The organism is Paenibacillus qinlingensis, assembly GCF_031455095.1.
GTDB lineage: Bacteria > Bacillota > Bacilli > Paenibacillales > NBRC-103111 > Paenibacillus_E > Paenibacillus_E qinlingensis_A.
Map to the genome: position 1 here is coordinate 1 of NZ_JAVDSB010000018.1, position 19,445 is coordinate 19,445.

The following is a 19,445-nucleotide window of genomic DNA, read 5'->3' on the forward strand; positions in this document are numbered from 1 at the left end:
GGATCCACGCGTTCCCATCTCGAACACGACCGTTAAGCCTTCCAGCGTCGATGGTACTTGAACCGCAGGGTTCTGGGAGAGTAGAACGTTGCCAAGCAATTGAAAGAGCCTTATCTAGAGTATTCTAGGTAAGGCTCTTTTTTTGCATTCATGTGGGAGGGAGAGAAAGGCGAGCTTCGAGCTTCGAGCCAGGTCCCAAGATTTCGAAGAAATTTTGTTATTTTCACAAAAATATAAGGAGAATCGCTAATAAAGGCTTCATTTTATAATACAATAAAGCTTAGTTGACTTTTTGGGGAGTGATACATAGTGGAGAACGCCTATGTTCAGATAGGGACGGCGATGTTTCGGACGGGGATTTTGGGATATGGCGGCGGGCCGTCGATTGTGCCATTAATTCGGTATGAAGCGGTAACGCGTTTTAAATGGATGAAGGATGAGGAGTTCATGGAAGTGCTAGCGATTGCGAATACGCTGCCTGGGCCGATTGCGACAAAGTTAGCGGGGTATTTAGGCTATCGGTTGAAAGGCGGGTGGGGTGCGCTACTCGGCGTTTTGGCACATATTCTGCCTACTTGTGTGGCGATGGTAGGGTTATATTCGTTTATTACGTTCTTTAGCACGTCGCATGTGATTAAGGGAATGATTGCGGCAGTTGTGCCGATTGTCGCGGTCATGCTAGGCGTGATGGCGTATGAGTTCGGAGAGAAGGCGATCAAAGGGTTAGGATGGCCGGCGGGGGTTACTTTTTTCATCATAGCCTTCCTGTTGCTTCAACCATTATCGGTGCACCCCGCTATCGTGATATTCATGTTCCTCCTGTATGGAGCTTTCCATCATAAGCTAAAGGACAAGTGGACCAAAAGCAAAAAGACGCTTGGCAAAGGTGATGGCGTATGATGGATTGGTGGCATTTGCTCGTTAGTTTTTTTCTTGCCAATGTGTTTGGCTATGGCGGTGGTCCTTCGTCAATCCCGCTGATGTTCCAAGAGATCGTGACGAATCATAACTGGATGAACAGCAGTGAGTTCTCCAATATGTTGGCGCTGGGCAACGCGCTGCCAGGGCCAATTGCGACGAAAATCGCGGCGTACGTCGGCTACCAAATCGGCGGCTGGATCGGCGTGCTGATTGCGGTGGCGGCAACGGTAGTGCCTTCGATTATTGCACTGATTATTTTGCTGAATATGCTGCAGAAATACAAGCAATCCCCTGTGATTAAAGGCATGACACTGCTGGTTCAGCCGGTTATTGCGATCATGATGGTGCTGGTCACCTGGAGCAGTTTGGTGGAGTCTACAAAAGCGATCGGGTACCTGCAGTTTTTTGGTATCGCCGCGGTGGCCTTTTATTTGATCCAAATTCGGAAGATTCATCCTGCTTTTGTGATCCTTACTGGGTTCGTATATGGTGGGATTTTTCTATCCACGTAATTAAATCTGACATAAATTTGGCGCAAAGCACAAAGCTTGCGCCTCTTTTTGTTACGAAACCAAACTTGGAGTCATGTTTATTGACGCTTAAGATGAGCGGACCGTATAGTGATGTGAGAGGGATAGACGTGAATTGATCGGCGGTATCAGATTTCTGAAACAGCAAATCCCATAGGGGGAGATGCTGTTTTGTCATATCAGGGAGAGTAGCCAGTGTCTAACGGAATAAGGAGGTCAGAGACCTATGCGTACACACGAGAAAGATGCCGTTGAGATGGTCCAAATCGTTAAGCAATTCGGTTCTGTGCTGGCGAATAATGAGGTGGATTTCCGAGCGAGATCGGGGGAGATTCATGCGCTGCTAGGTGAAAATGGTGCGGGCAAAAGCACAATGATGTGCATGCTGTCAGGCGTATACAGGCCGACGAGCGGAGAGATTTACATACATGGCGAGAAGGTGCGTATTCGCTCTCCGAAGGGTGCGATGAGGCTGGGGATCGGCATGGTGTTTCAGAACTTTCGGCTCGTGCAGACCCTGACGGCTGCCGAAAATATTGTGCTTGGGGAAGCGGGCTCTTTCTGGCGCGGGCCTGGTTGGTTGGCGAAGAAATCGGAGGAGATTGAGGCGATTTCGAAGCGTTTTGGGCTGCTGTTTCCTGTAGATCGGCCCATCTGGCAGCTATCGGTTGGCGAGCAGCAGCGAGTTGAAATTGTAAAGACGCTCTATCGGGGAGCGGATTTTATTATTTTGGATGAGCCAACGTCGGTGTTGACACTGGGAGAGGTTGATCAGCTGTTTGAGACGCTGGACCGCATGAAGAAGGAAGGCAAAACGGTCATTATGACGACGCATAAGCTCAAAGAGGTGATGTTCGCGGCGGATCATATCTCGGTCATGCGCAAGGGCAAGATGATAGCGACGATGGCGAAATCGGAAACGAGCGAGCGTGAGCTGGCGCAGTTCATGGTGGGCGAGATGAGTTTAGCGAGCCGAGCACCGTTGAAAACGAAGGCGACTGGAAAGCCGATGCTCACGGTCAAAGGGCTTGATGTCTATGCGGACCATGGACGCAAGGCGCTGGATGGGCTTCATTTTGAGGTCAATGAAGGGGAGATTGTCGGTGTTGCAGGCGTCTCCGGGAACGGGCAGAAGGAGCTGGCGGAAGTGCTGACCGGGCTTCGTATGTGGAAGCAGGGGGAGGTCCATTTTGACGGGAAGATGATGCAGAATGGTTCGGTTCGGGGAGCGATTGAGCTTGGAATTGGGCATGTGCCGGAGAATCGGATGCGGAGCGGTCTTGCTGGGAGTCTAGGAGCGGTAGATAATCTCTTGTTTAAAACGTACCGTTCGTCAGAGCGATCGCGATTCGGCTTGCTGCGGAAGGGAAATAACCGGAGTTGGTCGCAGCAATTGGTCGACAAGTTCGATGTGAAAATGTCGGGGATCGATTCACCCGTTCAGTTCATGTCGGGAGGAAATCAGCAGAAGCTGCTTTTTGCCAGGGAGATTGATCAGGGTCCGAAGCTTATGATTGCGGTGCATCCGACACAGGGGCTCGATGTAGGTGCGTCGGAGGGTGTGTATCAGCTATTGGAGGATTTGCGAAGCAAAGGTCGCTCTGTGCTGCTCATTTCGGAGGATTTGGATGAGGTGCTGGGGCTAGCTGACCGTATTCTTGTGATATTCGAAGGGCGCATAGTTGGGAATATGCCTAGGGAAGCGGCGAGCCGCGAGTATATCGGCATGCTGATGACGGCGGGATCGGAGGAGGATACAGGATGAGCGATCAACAAACAGCAGGCAGTATTCCGATCGAAAATAAAGTGCCAAAGCGTGGAACAGGGTTTCGGTTGCCGTTTCGTTTGGAAATCGATCCAGCAGGGGCGAATAGCCCATGGTGGGTGACGATTATCGCCATCGTATTGGCGTTGGTGGCTTGTGGGGTTTTTATCGCACTGAATGGGATGAATCCGTTCATGGTCTACGGCAAAATGGTGAAGGGAGCTTTCGGCTCCACCTTTGGAATGACGGAAACGTTAGTGAAGGCGATTCCGCTGCTCCTTTGCGGGCTGGGCGTGTCGATTGCTTACCGCATCTCCGTGTGGAACATCGGTGCGGAAGGTCAGTTTGTGGCTGGGGCGATGGCGGCGACGGCGATTACGGTTTATTTTCCACATCTACCGATGTACCTCTCAATTCCAGCTATGATGGTGGCGGGCATCGTGGCCGGCGGATTCTGGGGATTGCTGACGGCGATACCACGGAACTATTTTCAGGTAAATGAACTGATTACCTCGTTGATGCTGAATTACGTGGCGTTGCTGGCGCTGAACTATGTGGTGTTCGGACCGTGGAAAGATCCCAAAGGGTTTAATTTCCCGGGATCGCCGATGTTCTCTGTGGCGCAGTCCTTGCCAACCTTTGGTACATCGCGGCTGCATATGGGACTGATTTTTGCCATTATCGCTGTCTTCATCTATGCCTTTGTTATCCGTTATACACGTTGGGGCTATGAACTGAGGTTGATTGGAGCCAATAGTGAGGCGGCTAAAAATGCGGGTATACGGATTTCCAGACATGTCCTGCTGGTGATGGTGATTAGCGGCGGACTGGCGGGGCTTGCTGGCATGGGGGAGGTCTCTGGAGTAGCGCACCGTCTTATGTATGGGATATCACCCGGCTATGGGTACACGGCGATTATTGTGGCTTGGCTGGCGAAGTTGAATCCGAGTGGGCTTGTGGTAGCTTCGGTGCTTTTTGGCGGGCTGATTGTAGGCGGATATAGTGTGCAAACGATCGGGCTTCCGTCATCCATTTCCTCCATGATTCAGGGCGCGATACTGTTCTTCCTCATTGCTGGCGGCATGGCGGGGAAATTTCGTATTCGTCGGAACACCTGAAGGGGTTGGATGGTACGGGGGAGCGAGGCGTGGGCTGCTGAGTTCGGGAAAGTTATTTTAGTTAATGATGTTAATGAACGAGGGGATAGAGGGGGTGCAGGAGATGGATGCGATCATCCAAATTATGGTTTCGGCGATCTCTTCGGGTACACCGTTGCTTTTGGCCGTACTAGGTGGCATCTTAATCGAAAGGTCGGGCATTATGCAGCTTGGCGCTGAGGGCTTGATGTTAATGGGGGCGGTGACTTCTTGCCTCGTTTTCATACATACAGGAAGTTTAGCGCTGGCCATTCTGTGCGTACTCGCAGTAAGCGGGGTACTCGGGTTGCTCCATGGATTTCTATGTGTGACGCTGCATGCCAATCAGGTTGTTTGCGGGTTAGCGATGACGATATTTGGTGCTGGTCTTAGTGCATATTTAGGAAAGCCTGTGAGTGGTCAACCCCTTGTGGGTGCGGTGCCGAAACTCGATATGCCGTGGTTGGAGCCTGTGCCGGTCATTGGTGGGATTTTTGCCCATATGGATTTGTTTACATGGTTAAGCTTCGTGCTTGTGCTGGCTATGCACTTGTTCATCCATCGCACATCATGGGGACTTCATCTTCGTGCAGTCGGGGATAATCCGGCTACGGCGGATGTGATGGGGGTTCCTGTAATCGCGATTCGTTACGGATGCATTGTCGTGGGTTCGATGCTGATTGGGATAGGCGGGGCAGATTTGCTGCTTGTGTACACACCGACGTGGAACGAGGGGATGACCTCTGGTCGAGGATGGATTGCGGTGGCGCTCATTATTTTTGCGAGGTGGAATCCGATTCGTGCGCTCGTGTGCGCTTATTTCTTCGGCGTGTTGGATAGTTTGGGGTTCCGCGTGCAGCTGATCAGCAGTCATATTCCTTCTTACTTTTTGAAAATGATTCCGTACGTCGTCACGATCCTGGTGCTAATGTTCCTCGGCTGGCGGAATAAGAATAAGCCATCTGGTGCGCCTGAGGCGCTTGGTGTGTCTTATATAAGAGAGCAGAGATTTTAGGATGGAGGGTAAACTATGAGTGAATTTGAGGTTCATATTCCTTATTTAAAAAGATGTGTAGAGCTTTCTCTGCTAGCCAGAGAAGCTGGCAATACGCCGTTCGGATCGTTGCTCGTTGGGCCAACGGGCGAGATTTTGCTGGAGCATGGCAATGTCGAGATTACCGAATCGAACTGTACGGGACATGCGGAAACGATGCTGATGGAGGTCGCCTCTAAGCGATATAGCAAGGAGACGTTGTGGGATTGCACGTTGTACACCTCAACGGAGCCATGCGCGATGTGCTCAGGAGCGATTTATTGGGGCAACGTCGGGCGCGTTGTCTTCGCGATGTCGGAGGTGATGCTTGCAGGGCTGACGGGAGAACATGAGCAGAATCCGACGTTGATGCTGCCTTGTCGTGAGGTTTTTGCCAGAGGGAACAAGCCGATTCAGGTAATCGGGCCTGTTCTTGAGGTTGTGGAAGCGGCAGTCGCTGCGCATAGCGGGTACTGGGATTAAAATAGGAAAGCCACCGGGATGTTTGTTGTCTTGGTGGCTTTTTGTGTTTCTGGGGGGCTGGCCGGTTGGCTCGGAAAGCGTGCCGGGCTGTCGAAGCTGGATTTAACTGGATTTTATGAAGTTAATTAAACGTAATTTTAGGAAAAGAATGAGTTACATGTATTTAATACAGTTAATTTTTAACAATATGCTCAATTCTTCAGAATCCATTGAAATTAGCTGTATATTTTACAGTTATTCTAGAAAAATCAGTCAATTCGGCGAAATTAACTGTAGTTTATACATCTATTGAGGTTGAGCGAAACACCGGTGAGGGCGAAATTAGTCGTGGGGGATTGGGGGATGGAGGTGAGGCGTAGGAAAAGTGGAGGTGCCGTTGGAGAGGAGGAGTGGTCATGAGGGTAATTACCATGGTGGAGTAACCAATAGGTACGAAGCACCACCGCCTGACTTTTTAGCAAAAATACAAAAAAACTTAACGATGTTATGAAAGATTACAAACTTCTTTCATATAAATTGACCCATAGGGATGTCGCCTTTTACAATGAAACAAATCTTGGTAAAGCATGCAGGGGATTTTAGGATGAAATCGAGGTGAAGAGGCTATGAAAATGAAGCAGAAGCAAGTCAACGATATGAGTCATGAAGCATTCGTGCTAATGTTTGGCCCTCTATTTGAGCATTCGCCTTGGGTAGCTGAGAGGGCTGCTGGTTCTCTGCCATTTGCCGACGTCAATGACATGATTAGTTCTCTTGAACAAGAAGTAGAGCAAGCGAGTCGTGAAGAACAACTGGCACTGCTAAGGGCTCATCCCGATTTGGGCACACGCGTACGAATGACGGATCACTCTGTCCAGGAGCAGTCTGGTGCCGGCCTAAGCCAGTTAACCCCAGAAGAATACGAACATTTTCTTACTTTAAATAAACAGTACACGGATCGATTCCAGTTCCCGTTTATCATGGCGGTGAAGGGACAGACCAAAGAAACGATACGCGAAGCGTTGCGTGAACGCATACAAGGTGCTCCAGAAGTGGAGCTGCAAACAGCGTTGCATGAGGTTTGTAAGATTGGGCGTTTTCGTCTGGCGGATATCGTGATGAATGAAATGGAGGAGAAAGCGATGGAACAAGCAAAAGGAGCAGAAAGAATTATGTACTACGGGAAAGGTGATGTTTGGGTCTATCGTTCCTATGCCAAGCCACTCACGAATATCACGTTAATTCCGGAATCGGGTTTCACAGGGCGAGATAATGTATTGTTTGGCATGAACATCAAGGTGGCGGTGAGCGGTGAGAAACTTTTTACATCGTTTAGCGAGGGAGACAACGCTAATGTTGTGGCAACGGATTCGATGAAGAATTTCATCCTACGCAAAGCGGGCGAGTATGAAGGGGCTACGGCTGAGGGTTTTTTAGCTTTCGCTAGTCGGCTATTTTTGGAGAAGTATCCTTGGATGACGGGGATCAAAATGAGTGCGGATCAGGTGGCCTTCGAAACGTTGCAGGTACCAGGTTCAAATGGGTTGGAAGCAGGAAATTTAGTATATCGTTATTCACAAAATGAACACCCTACTGCTTCGGTAGAACTCGTTCGCAATGCGAATGAAATCGTCGTCCTCGACCATGCTGCTGGCATTGCAGACCTCAAGCTGATCAAAGTCAAAGGAAGTTCCTTCGCCGGTTTCGTTCGCGATGAGTACACGACTCTACCGGAATCGTCGGATCGCCCTTTGTTTATATTTCTAGACATCGCATGGAGCTATGAATCGGGAGAGGATGCCTTCGATGCTGATCTAGGGCGCTATGTAGCCGCTGAGCAGATTCGTGATATTGCGCATACCGTATTTCATGAACAGCATTCGCTGTCAATCCAAAACCTCATCTATCGCATTGGGCAGCGCTCATTACTTCGCTTCCCGCAGTTGAAAGAAATTCGTTTCGAGTCCAATAATCGCACGTGGGAAACGATACTTGAGGAAGTATCTGTTGGGGAAGGCAAAGTGTTTACAGAGCCTAGACCGCCGTATGGTTTTCAAGGATTTTCGATGACAAAGCGTGATCTGGAGGGCCTATGAGCGTAGGGATCACATCGCACGTTCTGGATGTTAGCAGCGGCAGACCCGCAGTTGGTGTAAGGATTGACTTGTTTCGCTTAGATGGAAACGCAGCAGACCTGGTTCACTCTGGTGTTACGAATACAGACGGCAGGCTGCCGGAGCCGATGCTAAGTGGGGATGATTTTACAATAGGGACGTATGAACTTCTCTTCCATGTTGGCGACTACTTCAGGGAGAAGGGTGAGGAGCTGCCAGAGCCGGCTTTTTTAGACCAGGTGCCGATTCGTTTTGGTGTCGCTAATCACACTTCCCATTATCACGTTCCCTTATTAATAGCACCTTGGGGGTATAACACCTATCGCGGTAGTTAATCCAAACTAGTTAGCCTTAATGAGATATACAGAGAGCTTCGGGGAGGGTTTCGTAGGATGAATCGATTCGATCTTATCATTCGCAAAGGAACAGTAGTTCTGCAAGATGAGTGTCGGCAGCTAGACATCGGAATTCGGGACGGTAAAATTGCAGCGCTAGGTGACAACTTCGTGTACTCGGAGCAGACTCCTGTTTATGATGCAGAAGGCTTAATCGTTCTTCCTGGTATGATTGATGCACATGTTCATTTGAATGAACCGGCTCTTGGTCATTGGGAAGGCTTCCTTACAGGGTCTGCCTCGCTAGCTGCAGGTGGATGCACAACCTATATCGATATGCCGCTAAATGGCGTTCCGCCTACGGTTCGGCTCAGTGCCTTGGAGCTAAAATTAGAAGCAGCCGAAGGGCAATCCCATGTTGATTATGCCCTGTGGGGCGGGCTTGTCCCCGGCAATATCAGCGAACTGGAGGGTTTGGCGCAAGCGGGTGTGATTGGTTTTAAAGCGTTCATGTCATGCCCTGGCGGAGAAGGTGAAGATATATTCACCGAAGTGGATGATGAGACGCTTTTCAAAGGCATGGTGGAAATTGCACGCCTAGGTCTGGTGCTAGCTCTTCATGCGGAGAGCGAAGAGATCGTCTCGAAGCTCGCTGCCGAGGCTGCCCAAGCAGGCAAGCGCAGCGCGCTAGATTTCATTGCGACAAGGCCGATAGCCGCAGAAGTGGAAGCTGTTAACCGAGCATTGGGCTATGCGAAGCAGACAGGCTGTAAGCTGCACTTCGTTCATATCTCCTCCGCAGAGGCGGTGCAGGTGATTACGGAAGCGAAGGCAGGCGGACTTGACGTCACCGTAGAGACGTGCCCGCACTATTTGGCACTAACAGATACGGAGGTTGAAAACCTCGGACCCCTTGCAAAATGCGCGCCACCGATACGCACGGTAGAAGATCAAGCTCAGTTATGGGAGGAGCTGAAGGCAGGTCGGTTCGACATCATCGCATCGGATCACTCTCCTTCACCCAAGCACATGAAGCAGGGGGATTTCTTCGCAGCTTGGGGCGGCATTTCGGGCGCGCAAAGCTCACTGGAGCTTATGCTGCACGAAGGTCATCTCCGTAGAGGGATACCGCTTACGGAGATCGCTCGTATGCTAGCGCTCACCCCAGCCAAACGATTCGGGCTCTATCCTCGCAAGGGGGAAATCACCATTGGAGCGGACGCGGATCTAGCTTTGGTGGATTTGGCAGCCCGCTATACGCTGCAAGAGAGTGACTTACTTTACCGCCATAAACAGAGTCCCTATGTGGGCAAAATGTTCGACTGCAGCGTGAAAACAACCTTCTTGCGAGGTGTTCAGGTCTATGAGCGAGGTGTGGGTGTTGGAACAACGTTGGATGGAGCTTGGTTGCGTCACAATGCATCGATCGGAGGCGAGCTAGATGGCTAAAATACAACACCACCCACAGGAGGAAATGCTAGCTCAATACGGGGAACGCATGCTGCTAGCTTTGGAGTGGCTAGCGACCTTCGGCGCTGATCCAGAAGGCGGCGTGACCCGACTGTTGTATGCGGAGCCTTGGCTCAAGGCGCAATTAGCACTGATCGACAATATGCAAAGCATGGGGCTCAAGGCAGATTTTGATGAAATCGGCAATGTGTACGGCAAATTGCAGGGATCGGACCCATCGTTGAAACCAATGCTCACAGGCTCGCATATGGACACCGTCAAAAACGGCGGGAAATACGATGGAGCCTACGGCATTATCGCATCCATGATGGCGCTTGGTTATTTGAAGGCCGTGTACGGGACACCGAAACGGACTTTGGAGATGGTCTCCTTTTGCGAGGAGGAAGGAAGTCGATTTCCTTTGGCGTATTGGGGCTCCGGTCATGTGACTGGCATACTCTCACTAACCGATGGCATCGGTCTTGCCGATCCAGAAGGAGTAACCTTGCTTGAAGCCATGGAGCAGGCGGGATTTGAAACAACTCAAGGCCAGCTCTATCCAGCCAAACGTGAGGATATAGGCGCATATATCGAAATTCATATTGAGCAAGGCGCGGTTTTAGAGTTTAAAGAGAAGCAAATTGGTGTGGTAACGGCCATTGTCGGCCAAATTCGAATGACGATCGTTGTTGCGGGTACGCCGAATCACGCGGGAACGACCCCGATGACGATGCGCAAAGATGCGTTGGCAGCCGCCGCCGAAATGGTTGCACTGACAGAGAAGATGGCACTTGCAGAGGGTGAACCTTTGGTAGCTACCGTAGGACGCTTAGAAGTGAAACATGGAACATCGAATGTAGTGCCAGGTGAAGTGGAATTCACATTAGATATTCGACATACGGATGAACGAAAAATAGAAGCTTTTCGCGCAGAATTGCTAGCAAGATTTATGGAAATCGCTTTGCGAAGAGAACTTCATATAGATGCAGTGGAACATCTAAATGCCTTACCAGTGGCCATGGATAACGGGATATCAGCGGAAATTGAGGCTGCCTGCGACTTCTATGGCTACGAACATATGCGGATGCCAAGCGGGGCTGGACATGACGCGCAGCTATTCGGGCCTATCTGTCCGTCAGCCATGATTTTCGTGCCAAGCCGGGCTGGTATCAGCCATAGTCCCAAAGAGTTTACGAAGCCGGAAGATCTGATTGTTGGCTTTCAGACACTCGTTCATGTGTTATATCAATATGGTTACGGGGGAAAAGCAGATGAAAACCTATAAAGATTTATCACCCTCCCTTCGAACAATTATGACCCCAGGTCCTGTAGAGGTTGATCCTAGGGTGCTGCGGGCGATGTCCTATCCGATTCTTGGTCAGTTCGATCCAGAGTTCACAGAGCTGATGAATGAAACGATGGAGATGCTTCGCGAAGTTTTTCAGACGAACAATCAATGGGCTTTTCCGATCGATGGGACTTCCCGTTCAGGAATAGAAGCTGTGCTTGTGAGTATTATTGAGCCAGGAGATAAGGTGCTCGTGCCGATATACGGACGATTTGGGCATTTGTTAGTAGAAATCGCTGAGCGCTGTGGGGCCGAAGTGATGACCATTGAGCAGGAATGGGGCGCTGTGTTTGACCCCGTGGATATCATTACAGCCATTGAGCGGGAGAAGCCTGCCATTGTGGCAATGGTCCATGGGGAAACTTCTACAGGTTGTATACAACCATTCGATGGAATTGGTGCAGCTTGTCGTCAAATGAATGCTCTTCTTGTCGTGGATGCTGTTGCAACAATAGGCGGAGTTCCTGTGAAAACGGATGAATGGCTGCTGGATGCCGTAATTGGCGGAACGCAAAAATGTTTATCCGTCCCATCGGGCATGTCACCGATTACGTACAATGACCGCGTGGAGGCAAAGGTGCTGCGCCGTAAAACGATTGAGCGTGGACTGAGGGAAAAGGGCTCTCCAGTTGCGATGGGTAAAGCTGTAGCGAGCAACTATTTCGATCTTGGACAGCTGCAGGACTACTGGAGTCCGAAGAGGCTGAATCACCATACAGAGGCTACAACGATGCTGTATGCACTGCGCGAAGGCTTGCGCATTCTGCTGCAGGAGGGGCTGGAGACGCGCTTTGATAGGCACAAACGTCACGAAACGGCGTTGATTGCTGGCTTGCAAGCAATGGGGTTGACGCTATACGGGGATCCAATGTGTAAGCTGCCAGTAGTAACCTGCATTCGTATTCCCAGTGGGGTCGATGGGGAAGAGGTACGCGCGATGTTGCTGAATAGCTTCGGCATTGAAATCGCTTCATCTTTCGGTCCATTGAAGGGGCAAATTTGGCGCATTGGCACAATGGGGTTTAGCTGTAATCAGAAAAACGTGCTTCATGTGCTTGGGGCACTGGAAGCAACACTACATTGGCATGGTGTGGATATTTCTGTAGGGAAGGCGCTGCAAGCTGCGCTAGCCGTATACGCTCTGAAACGGGAGGGATAATCATGTTAAACATCATGCCACGAGCAGAGCAAGCCATGATTGCTACACCGCATTATTTAGCTAGTGTTGTGGGGAGTGCGATTTTGCAGCAAGGAGGCAATGCCTTTGATGCGTCTATTGCCATTAGTGCGACCCTCGGCGTTGTTTACCCGCATATGACAGGGCTTGGCGGGGATGCTTTTTTCCTTATGTATGATGCAACAACTGGCGCTTATACCGGATTTAATGGAAGCGGGAAGTCAGCTGCGAAGGCGACGCCTGATTTTTATCGCGAGAGTGGGATGGATAAGATTCCCCAGCGCGGCATTTTGAGTGCAATTACAGTGCCGGGGATGGTGGATGCTTGGTGGCAGGTATGGAAAAAGCACGGCAGGCTGCCTTGGGCAAAGCTATTAGATGCAGCGATTAGCTATGCGGAAAAAGGGTTCCCGATCTCACGGAACTTACTGTTCTGGATGCGGAAGGATGAGCCTTACATTCGGGCTTCTGCACAGCTTAGTGCGTTGTATATGTGTGAGGGCAAGCTTTTGAAGGAAGGCGATCGGCTGATTCAGCCTGATTTGGCGAGAACGTTGAGACTGGTTCAGCAAGAAGGCAGAGATGCGTTCTACACTGGCACGCTCATGCAGTCGATTATTGATTGTGTTAAACAAGACGGCGGTTTGCTGGAGGAAGAAGATTTCCGCAGCTTTTCCGGAGAATGGGTGGAACTGCTTTCATCGACATATCGCGATTATGAAATTTATCAGATGCCGCCGAACTCGCAAGGGTTCACAGCACTCATGATGATGAATATGTTAGAACATATTGATATGGCAGCTGTACCAAGGGCATCGGCTAATTTCTATCATCTCATGTCGGAAGTGATTAAGAAGGCGTTCAAAGATCGCGACCGTTATTTAACGGATCCTCATTTTAGGGACATTCCACTCGAAAGATTGTTGTCCAAATCATACGCGCGGGAGCTTTGGGATGACATTAAGACCAATCCAATGAAGGTTAGTGAGCACCTCTCGCCAGCCATCGGTCAAGATACAGCTTATGCGGCAGTTGTGGATGAGCAGGGGAATTCCGTCTCTTTTATCCAAAGTCTCTATTTTGATTTCGGGGCAGCTTACGTTCCAGGAGATACAGGTATTATTATGCAAAATCGCGGTTCCTTTTTCTCGTTAGATGCGCAGTGCGCGAACGTTTTGGAGCCTGGCAAACGATCGTTCCATACGTTGATGCCCGCCATGGTAAGTAAGGCTGGAAAGCCTTATATGCTGTTCGGCACGCAAGGGGGAGAAGGTCAGCCTCAGACGCAGCTTTCGATACTCACGGGGGTATTGGATTATGGATTATCGATTCAAGAAGCCATCTCGCTTCCACGTTGGGTATATGGACGTACTTGGGGAGAGGATGGAGATGCGCTAAAGCTGGAGCATCGGCTTGAACCTGAGGTTTATACAAAATTGAAGCAATGGGGACATCGTGTAGAGCCTGTCCATGCATGGGATGGCATCATGGGTCAGGCGCAGGGCATTGTCATTGACGAGCAAGGTTTCAAAAGCGGGGCGGCAGATCCCCGTGGCGATGGGTTAGCGATTGGCTGGTAACAGGTAAGCATCTACAAAAAAGAAGGAGCGATGAGCGATGGAGGCTTATGACATTCTGCAAGCTGTGGAAAGTAATACAGGAGCTCGTGTATTAGCAACAGTGATTCATGTGGAAGGCCACGCTTATCGCAAGCAAGGCGCTGTTATGCTGTTAATGGCAGATGGAAGTATGGTGGGGAGCATTTCTCCTGGGTGTTTGGAAGGGGATCTTGCTGCTTACGTGCCCAGTGTGTGGGAATCACAAAAGCCGCAAATGGTTGAATACGATATGAGGCCAGCTGACGACTTCGGTTGGGGGGAGACAATTGGGTGCGGTGGGTTAATTCGTATTTTGCTAGAGCCGCTTGCCGGAGAGCTGCTGGTTAACTTGCTGGTGGTGAAAAATAAGTTAGATCAGGGTGAAACCGTGGAACTTATTCGCACCTATACCGATGGGTATTCGGACATTAGGTATGCGTTACGGGGATCAGGTGTAGAGGAGCAAGAGCTTGCTGCATCTTCGGCTGTGAGGGAATCATTCCATGTCGTGACGAGTACGGTTTTTGTGCCAAAACCAAGGGTCATCATATTCGGTGCGAATCTAGATGCGATCCCGCTCGTGCAAATGGCTGCCAACAGCGGCTTTCGTGTGGTTGTTACGGACTGGCGAGAGGCTGTATGTCAGGCAGAAAGGTTTCCTGGGGTGGAAACGATGGTGGCTTTTCCAGAGACGCTAGTCAAAAAGCTTGCGCTAAATGAGCGAGACTACGTTGTTATCATGAGTCACCAGTTCGAGAAGGATACCGCTTTCTTGCAAGGAGTCATGGCCTATCCATTGCAATATCTCGGCATTATGGGCTCCAAGGAGCGTACGTCCAAAATGTTGGATGGCTTCGAGCGACCTGACTGGCTGCACGCGCCAATTGGTCTCAACATCGGCTCCGAGGGCGCGTTCGAGAATGCGATCAGTATTGCAGCTGAGCTGATTGCGATCAAACGCGGGAAACATGGAGCAGGATCGTGGCGATCCCCCGTAGCTCATGGACGGGATGTCCAAAGCTTCTGCTCATGGTGAGACCGAAACAAATCGTGGGTGTTTATTTGGCGGCGGGGAGTAGTCGGCGCATGGGGACTGCGAAGCAATCCCTAGAACTGGCAGCAGGCATCTGCCTTGGAGGTCTAGCGCTGTTGAAGGCGCTCGCCTGTGCGGAGTTAGCGCAGGTGATTGTCGTTGTACGACAAGGAGATGCGCTGCATTGGCTGCCAGAAGCGGCTCATAATCAGCTTGCTAGCGGCAGATGCCGACTGATCGTGAGTCCAGATGCGGAATTGGGCATGGCACATTCGCTTCGTGCGGGTATACAGGCGGCGGAAGAGTCGGAGGCTGACGGAGTTATGGTTATGCTGGCGGACCAGCCATTTATCGATGGTTCCACGCTAGAGGAGCTGATTGCTGCCTTTAACGTGGAGGTTGGCTGCGATTTCGTTGCTAGTGGTGACAGTGGGGTCCCTAAGCCGCCTGTTATTCTGGGGCGAGGCATGTGGCCTGCTGCTTCAGCATTAAAAGGAGATACTGGCGCGCGAGTGCTGTTTCACTTGCCTGCCTTTCGCGGTCAAATCATCGAGGCTGCCTCTTTGACATTTATGGATGTCGACACTGTAGAGCGATATAAAGAAGCAAAAGACATCTACAAACACCAAATAATGTTAAGTTAAATCATATATAAATGGCGAAATAGTGCATTGATACGAATGATGCACTATTTTTGTATATAAAAAACAAAATGATGTTATGTTAGTTGACGCAAAATTGGAATATTGTTTATAGTAAATCTAATTTATTAAACGTTTCGTGCGAACACCCAGCGTCACCGCGCAGCAAGCCGGTTTTATTCGGTAAACTCAGAACGCAACGTGGTCATTCAGAAACTCTGAGGAGGGTTGATTATGTCAGTTCCAATGTATCAACTACCTGAACAGCTCCCTTCCGTATGGCAGCCAACGAGTGTGGAGGAAGCGATTCAATTGAAGCATAAATGGGGCAGTGATGCGGTCATTGTTGCCGGAGGTACTTGGCTTCGCACACGGTGGGAGAATGGGCTTGCCCCTATGCCGCAGCATTTCATTAGTCTTGGACGAATTCTTGCACTCTCGGGATTAACCGTTAATGCCCAAGGGAAAGTTCATATAGGTCCTGGCTTAAGCATTGCAGATTTGATGAAAAACGAGCTCGTCCAACAGAAATGTGCTCTCCTCGTACAGGCATGCTCAGAGATTGCGGCTCCATCGATTCGGAACTTAGCCTCAATCGGAGGCAATGTGATGACACGTACAGGCGATCTGATTCCTGCTCTGTTGGTCATGGATGCACAAATACAAGGCACAGATGGACAGAACGAACGAATAATGGCGTTGAAGGATTGGCTAGCTGCTCCACTCGGGGCGGAGGATGAGATCATGACAAATATAATCGTGCAGACCGAGATTGTGAAAGAAGCGGGAATCCTACATGAGTTTTACCTCAAAGTGGGACGAAGAGAGGCATTTACGCCATCGGTCGTCACGGTTGCAGGAAGGATTTCCCTACTAGCAGATGGAACAATTGCCGACATCGCATTAGCGGTAGGTGGTGGCAATGCGATTCCTGCGAGGTTGTCAGCACTAGAAGCAGAAATGCGCGGAAAGCCATTATCGAAGGCTGGTTTACAACATCTGCACAAAGGCGTCATGGCGGACTTCAACGCTGTGACGGATGATTATGCAGGGGTTGCTTATCGTAAGCAGACGGCAGCGAATCTGATTGTATCGGAATGTTACAAAGCTTGGCGCAAAGGGGGCGGAGCCTATGCTTCTCAATCGTAATGCGAAGAAATGGATTATCAGACCTGACGGGAAAGAGAAGGTGACGGGGGAGCTTCGTTATCTGACGGATTTAACAGCGCCAGACATGCTTCACGGTAAGGTGCTTCGGAGTCAATACCCGCATGCTTGGATTCTTTCTATTGATACCACGAAAGCTAAACAATTACCTGGCGTACGCACAGTACTAACAGCTGCTGATGTGCCTGGGTTGAACTTATTCGGTATTGCTTTTCCGCATCAGCCTGTGTTTTGTCAGGATCGGGTTCGTTATATTGGGGATGCACTGGCATCCGTCGCCGCAGATACAGAGGAAATTGCCGAATATGCACTAAGCCTCATTGAGGTCGTGTATGAGCCGCTTCCTCTGGTCGATAATCCAGAGACTGCGTTAGAAGCGGGGACGATCCTTCTTCATCCCGAAGGAAATATGCTGCATCAAACAACCCTGCAACAGGGGGATTTGAATATTGAATCCGCTTTTCAAACTTGCACACACATCGTTGAAGAGACTTATCTGACCCCTCGGCAAATGCATACGTATATGGAAACCGAAGGTGGACTTTTTATTCCTGAAGTTAATGGAAGATTGACTGTCTACTCACCAACCCAACATGGCTATATGGATCGCTTTCAGCTAGCGCGCATTCTAGGCATGCCAGAAGAGCAGATCAGAGTCGTCTCCAGCCCGATAGGCGGATCATTCGGCGGCAAGGATGAGCTTAATGTGCAGCCATTCGGCGCACTGATGGCGTTAATGACAAATAAGCCAATCAAAATGCACAATTCCCGTCGTGAATCCGTCATCTCCGGCATTAAACGTCATCCGATGCGGATCACGATGAAAACAGGCACAGATGAGCAAGGTAAGCTGATTGCGCACCAAGTTCGCATCCTAGCGGACACAGGCGCCTACGCGACGTTAGGCTGCGAGGTTTTGAATTTCGCAACCGAGCATGCGATAGGTCCTTATCGAATCCCGCATGTGGATGTAGAAGGCAAGAGCGTTTACACGAATAACGGAGTATCTGGCGAGTTTCGGGGTTTCGGCGGTAATCAGGTGATCTTCGCGGTGGAGAGCCAAATCGAACGTCTAGCCGAGAAACTCGGCATGGACGCGTGGGAGCTGCGCAAGCTTAACTTGCGCCAGCCAGCCGATCTTGGCCCGATGGGTCAGCAGATCGTAGCTACCGAGGGCGCGGCCCAGGTGTGGGCCAAGGCGCAGGAGTCGCCACTCTTGGCGAATCGCCACGCCAAGCCGCTGGCGGCTGCGCAAGAGCCGTGGCTGCGCCGAGGCGTCGGCGCTGCGATGGTGATGCACGGTGCCGGGCTCGGTATCGGCATCCCCGACCATTCCAGCGGCCGCATCGAGCTCACGCCGGAGGGCAAGATCCAGGCCTCCTTCGGCTTCGAGGAGTTCGGCCAAGGGCTCTATGCAGCACTTACGTTGATGCTGCAGGACAGCTTCGGCTGCGCCGCCGATGACATAAGCATCGTCATCGGCGATACCGACCGCGTGCCCAGCAGTGGGTCGAGCACAGCTTCACGCGCCACCACGATGATGTGGCGCGCGCTCCAGCGGCTGAAGCCAGCCTTCGTGCTGGCGCTGCTGGAGCAGGCTTCGCAGCTCTGCGGCGTTCCGGCCGCAGAGCTCGCAACCGGCGCAGGCGGGATTCATCATAAGGGTGATGAATCCGGGGAGCCGGTTGTCACGTATGCGGAGGCCGCTGCGGCAGCAGGGAAGCCGATTCTTGCGCATACGGAGTTCGACTACCCGACGACGCCCGAAGGGCAGGTCGGGGCGCACTATCTGTACTCGTACGCAGCTGCGATCGTAGAGGTCGAAGTTAACATGTTGACCGGACGGGTCAAGGTGCTGCAGACCGATCACGTCATCGCCGCAGGTCCTGTCATTAATCCGATGGGCTTTCTTGGACAAATTGAGGGCGGCAGTGTCATGGCGTTGGGCTATACACTGACCGAGGATGCGGTGATGCAAGATAGCCGCTACCTAAGGCATAACTTGGACACTTACCTCGTTCCCACTTTCAGCGACAGCCCACTCAGCATTCAAGTTGAAGCCATTGAAGAACTGCCAGAGGGAGATACATTTGGCCCTCGCGGCGTTGGAGAAATCGGTTCTGTCGGTTTGGCGCCTGCCATTACGGCAGCAGTGCGGCAAGCAACAGGTATTTGGGTCAATAAGTTGCCCATATCACCAGAAGACATCGTGCAATCCATCGATTGGTTAGAAGGGGTGGAGGCCAGTGATTAATACATCTTTTGTGCTAGATTGCTCCATTAACGGGAAGGCGGTCTCCATTCCAGTCCCTGCATCCAAGCGGATGTCAGCGATACTGCGAGAGGACCTGGGGATGACCGGAACCAAAGTTTCTTGCGAAATTGGGCGCTGCGGCGCTTGTATGATTCTGCTTGATGGTCAACCTGTAAACTCCTGTTTACTGATGGCGTATCAGGCATCAGGCAAGGAGCTTACCACCATTGAGGGGATATCAGCAGGTGAAGAGCTGCATCCGGTTCAACAAGCGATGTTAGAGGAGGGGGGATTGCAGTGCGGTTACTGTACCGCAGGCATGGTAGTCACCTTAACCGCGTTGTGGGAATCCAATCCATCTCCAACGAGGGCTGAGGCCGAGAAAGCATTGTGTGGGAATATATGCCGATGCACAGGGTATGAGGGGATTTTCAGAGCAGTAGAGAAATGTGGATTGTCCATAAAAAGAGAGGGGTAGAAGC

Annotated in this window: 17 protein-coding genes and 1 rRNA gene; all 18 read left to right on the forward strand. The window is 50.8% G+C overall.

Annotation, left to right across the window (positions count from 1 at the left end; genetic code table 11):
- Positions 1 to 97: ribosomal RNA gene (gene rrf, locus J2736_RS28760) — 5S ribosomal RNA — on the forward strand; the annotation flags it as partial.
- Positions 98 to 309: 212 nt separating this feature from the next.
- Positions 310 to 900: a chromate transporter gene (locus tag J2736_RS28765; protein ID WP_274318909.1), complete on the forward strand. Its 591-nt coding sequence runs from the start codon at positions 310 to 312 to the stop codon at positions 898 to 900.
- Positions 897 to 1,433, forward strand: coding sequence for a chromate transporter (locus J2736_RS28770; RefSeq protein ID WP_310502023.1), 537 nt, complete (start codon positions 897 to 899; stop codon positions 1,431 to 1,433). The genes J2736_RS28765 and J2736_RS28770 overlap by 4 nt, the downstream gene beginning before the upstream one ends.
- A 244-nt stretch (positions 1,434 to 1,677) precedes the next feature.
- Positions 1,678 to 3,216: an ABC transporter ATP-binding protein gene (locus J2736_RS28775; protein ID WP_310502024.1), complete on the forward strand. Its 1,539-nt coding sequence runs from the start codon at positions 1,678 to 1,680 to the stop codon at positions 3,214 to 3,216.
- Positions 3,213 to 4,334, forward strand: coding sequence for an ABC transporter permease (locus J2736_RS28780; RefSeq protein WP_310502025.1), 1,122 nt, complete (start codon positions 3,213 to 3,215; stop codon positions 4,332 to 4,334). The genes J2736_RS28775 and J2736_RS28780 overlap by 4 nt, the downstream gene beginning before the upstream one ends.
- A 103-nt stretch (positions 4,335 to 4,437) precedes the next feature.
- Positions 4,438 to 5,367: an ABC transporter permease gene (locus tag J2736_RS28785; protein ID WP_310502026.1), complete on the forward strand. Its 930-nt coding sequence runs from the start codon at positions 4,438 to 4,440 to the stop codon at positions 5,365 to 5,367.
- Positions 5,368 to 5,382: 15 nt separating this feature from the next.
- Positions 5,383 to 5,868 carry a nucleoside deaminase gene (locus J2736_RS28790; protein ID WP_310502027.1) on the forward strand — a complete coding sequence of 162 codons (486 nt, stop codon included), beginning with the start codon at positions 5,383 to 5,385 and terminating at the stop codon, positions 5,866 to 5,868.
- Between the two features lie 605 nt (positions 5,869 to 6,473).
- Complete coding sequence (gene pucL / locus J2736_RS28795) at positions 6,474 to 7,943, forward strand: factor-independent urate hydroxylase (RefSeq protein WP_310502028.1); 1,470 nt, start codon at positions 6,474 to 6,476, stop codon at positions 7,941 to 7,943.
- Positions 7,940 to 8,296, forward strand: coding sequence for a hydroxyisourate hydrolase (uraH, locus tag J2736_RS28800; protein ID WP_310502029.1), 357 nt, complete (start codon positions 7,940 to 7,942; stop codon positions 8,294 to 8,296). The genes pucL and uraH overlap by 4 nt, the downstream gene beginning before the upstream one ends.
- Before the next feature lie 57 nt (positions 8,297 to 8,353).
- Positions 8,354 to 9,745 carry an allantoinase gene (locus tag J2736_RS28805; protein ID WP_310502030.1) on the forward strand — a complete coding sequence of 464 codons (1,392 nt, stop codon included), beginning with the start codon at positions 8,354 to 8,356 and terminating at the stop codon, positions 9,743 to 9,745.
- Positions 9,738 to 11,030, forward strand: coding sequence for a Zn-dependent hydrolase (locus J2736_RS28810; RefSeq protein ID WP_310502031.1), 1,293 nt, complete (start codon positions 9,738 to 9,740; stop codon positions 11,028 to 11,030). Before J2736_RS28805 ends, J2736_RS28810 begins: the two co-directional genes overlap by 8 nt.
- Positions 11,017 to 12,252: a pyridoxal-phosphate-dependent aminotransferase family protein gene (locus J2736_RS28815; protein ID WP_310502032.1), complete on the forward strand. Its 1,236-nt coding sequence runs from the start codon at positions 11,017 to 11,019 to the stop codon at positions 12,250 to 12,252. Before J2736_RS28810 ends, J2736_RS28815 begins: the two co-directional genes overlap by 14 nt.
- A gap of 2 nt (positions 12,253 to 12,254) precedes the next feature.
- Positions 12,255 to 13,850, forward strand: a complete 1,596-nt coding sequence (gene ggt, locus J2736_RS28820; RefSeq protein ID WP_310502033.1) for a gamma-glutamyltransferase — start codon at positions 12,255 to 12,257, stop codon at positions 13,848 to 13,850.
- Positions 13,851 to 13,887: 37 nt separating this feature from the next.
- Positions 13,888 to 14,904, forward strand: coding sequence for an XdhC family protein (locus tag J2736_RS28825; protein WP_310502034.1), 1,017 nt, complete (start codon positions 13,888 to 13,890; stop codon positions 14,902 to 14,904).
- Positions 14,898 to 15,545, forward strand: coding sequence for a nucleotidyltransferase family protein (locus J2736_RS28830; protein ID WP_310502035.1), 648 nt, complete (start codon positions 14,898 to 14,900; stop codon positions 15,543 to 15,545). Before J2736_RS28825 ends, J2736_RS28830 begins: the two co-directional genes overlap by 7 nt.
- 231 nt (positions 15,546 to 15,776) lie before the next feature.
- Positions 15,777 to 16,691, forward strand: a complete 915-nt coding sequence (locus J2736_RS28835) for an FAD binding domain-containing protein (protein ID WP_310502036.1) — start codon at positions 15,777 to 15,779, stop codon at positions 16,689 to 16,691.
- Positions 16,675 to 18,963 carry a xanthine dehydrogenase subunit D gene (gene pucD / locus J2736_RS28840; protein WP_310502037.1) on the forward strand — a complete coding sequence of 763 codons (2,289 nt, stop codon included), beginning with the start codon at positions 16,675 to 16,677 and terminating at the stop codon, positions 18,961 to 18,963. The genes J2736_RS28835 and pucD overlap by 17 nt, the downstream gene beginning before the upstream one ends.
- Positions 18,956 to 19,441 (forward strand): (2Fe-2S)-binding protein, encoded by a 486-nt coding sequence (locus tag J2736_RS28845; protein ID WP_310502038.1) that lies wholly within the window; start codon positions 18,956 to 18,958, stop codon positions 19,439 to 19,441. The genes pucD and J2736_RS28845 overlap by 8 nt, the downstream gene beginning before the upstream one ends.
- The last annotated feature ends 4 nt before the right edge of the window (positions 19,442 to 19,445 follow it).

What these genes read in the sequence shown, in the direction of transcription:
- J2736_RS28770 (WP_310502023.1), top strand. Translation starts at nt 897, where the DNA reads ATGATGGATTGGTGGCATTTGCTCGTTAGTTTTTTTCTTGCCAATGTG.
- J2736_RS28775 (WP_310502024.1), top strand. Translation starts at nt 1,678, where the DNA reads ATGCGTACACACGAGAAAGATGCCGTTGAGATGGTCCAAATCGTTAAG.
- J2736_RS28780 (WP_310502025.1), top strand. Translation starts at nt 3,213, where the DNA reads ATGAGCGATCAACAAACAGCAGGCAGTATTCCGATCGAAAATAAAGTG.
- J2736_RS28785 (WP_310502026.1), top strand. Translation starts at nt 4,438, where the DNA reads ATGGATGCGATCATCCAAATTATGGTTTCGGCGATCTCTTCGGGTACA.
- J2736_RS28790 (WP_310502027.1), top strand. Translation starts at nt 5,383, where the DNA reads ATGAGTGAATTTGAGGTTCATATTCCTTATTTAAAAAGATGTGTAGAG.
- pucL (WP_310502028.1), top strand. Translation starts at nt 6,474, where the DNA reads ATGAAAATGAAGCAGAAGCAAGTCAACGATATGAGTCATGAAGCATTC.
- uraH (WP_310502029.1), top strand. Translation starts at nt 7,940, where the DNA reads ATGAGCGTAGGGATCACATCGCACGTTCTGGATGTTAGCAGCGGCAGA.
- J2736_RS28805 (WP_310502030.1), top strand. Translation starts at nt 8,354, where the DNA reads ATGAATCGATTCGATCTTATCATTCGCAAAGGAACAGTAGTTCTGCAA.
- J2736_RS28810 (WP_310502031.1), top strand. Translation starts at nt 9,738, where the DNA reads ATGGCTAAAATACAACACCACCCACAGGAGGAAATGCTAGCTCAATAC.
- J2736_RS28815 (WP_310502032.1), top strand. Translation starts at nt 11,017, where the DNA reads ATGAAAACCTATAAAGATTTATCACCCTCCCTTCGAACAATTATGACC.
- ggt (WP_310502033.1), top strand. Translation starts at nt 12,255, where the DNA reads ATGTTAAACATCATGCCACGAGCAGAGCAAGCCATGATTGCTACACCG.
- J2736_RS28825 (WP_310502034.1), top strand. Translation starts at nt 13,888, where the DNA reads ATGGAGGCTTATGACATTCTGCAAGCTGTGGAAAGTAATACAGGAGCT.
- J2736_RS28830 (WP_310502035.1), top strand. Translation starts at nt 14,898, where the DNA reads ATGGTGAGACCGAAACAAATCGTGGGTGTTTATTTGGCGGCGGGGAGT.
- J2736_RS28835 (WP_310502036.1), top strand. Translation starts at nt 15,777, where the DNA reads ATGTCAGTTCCAATGTATCAACTACCTGAACAGCTCCCTTCCGTATGG.
- pucD (WP_310502037.1), top strand. Translation starts at nt 16,675, where the DNA reads ATGCTTCTCAATCGTAATGCGAAGAAATGGATTATCAGACCTGACGGG.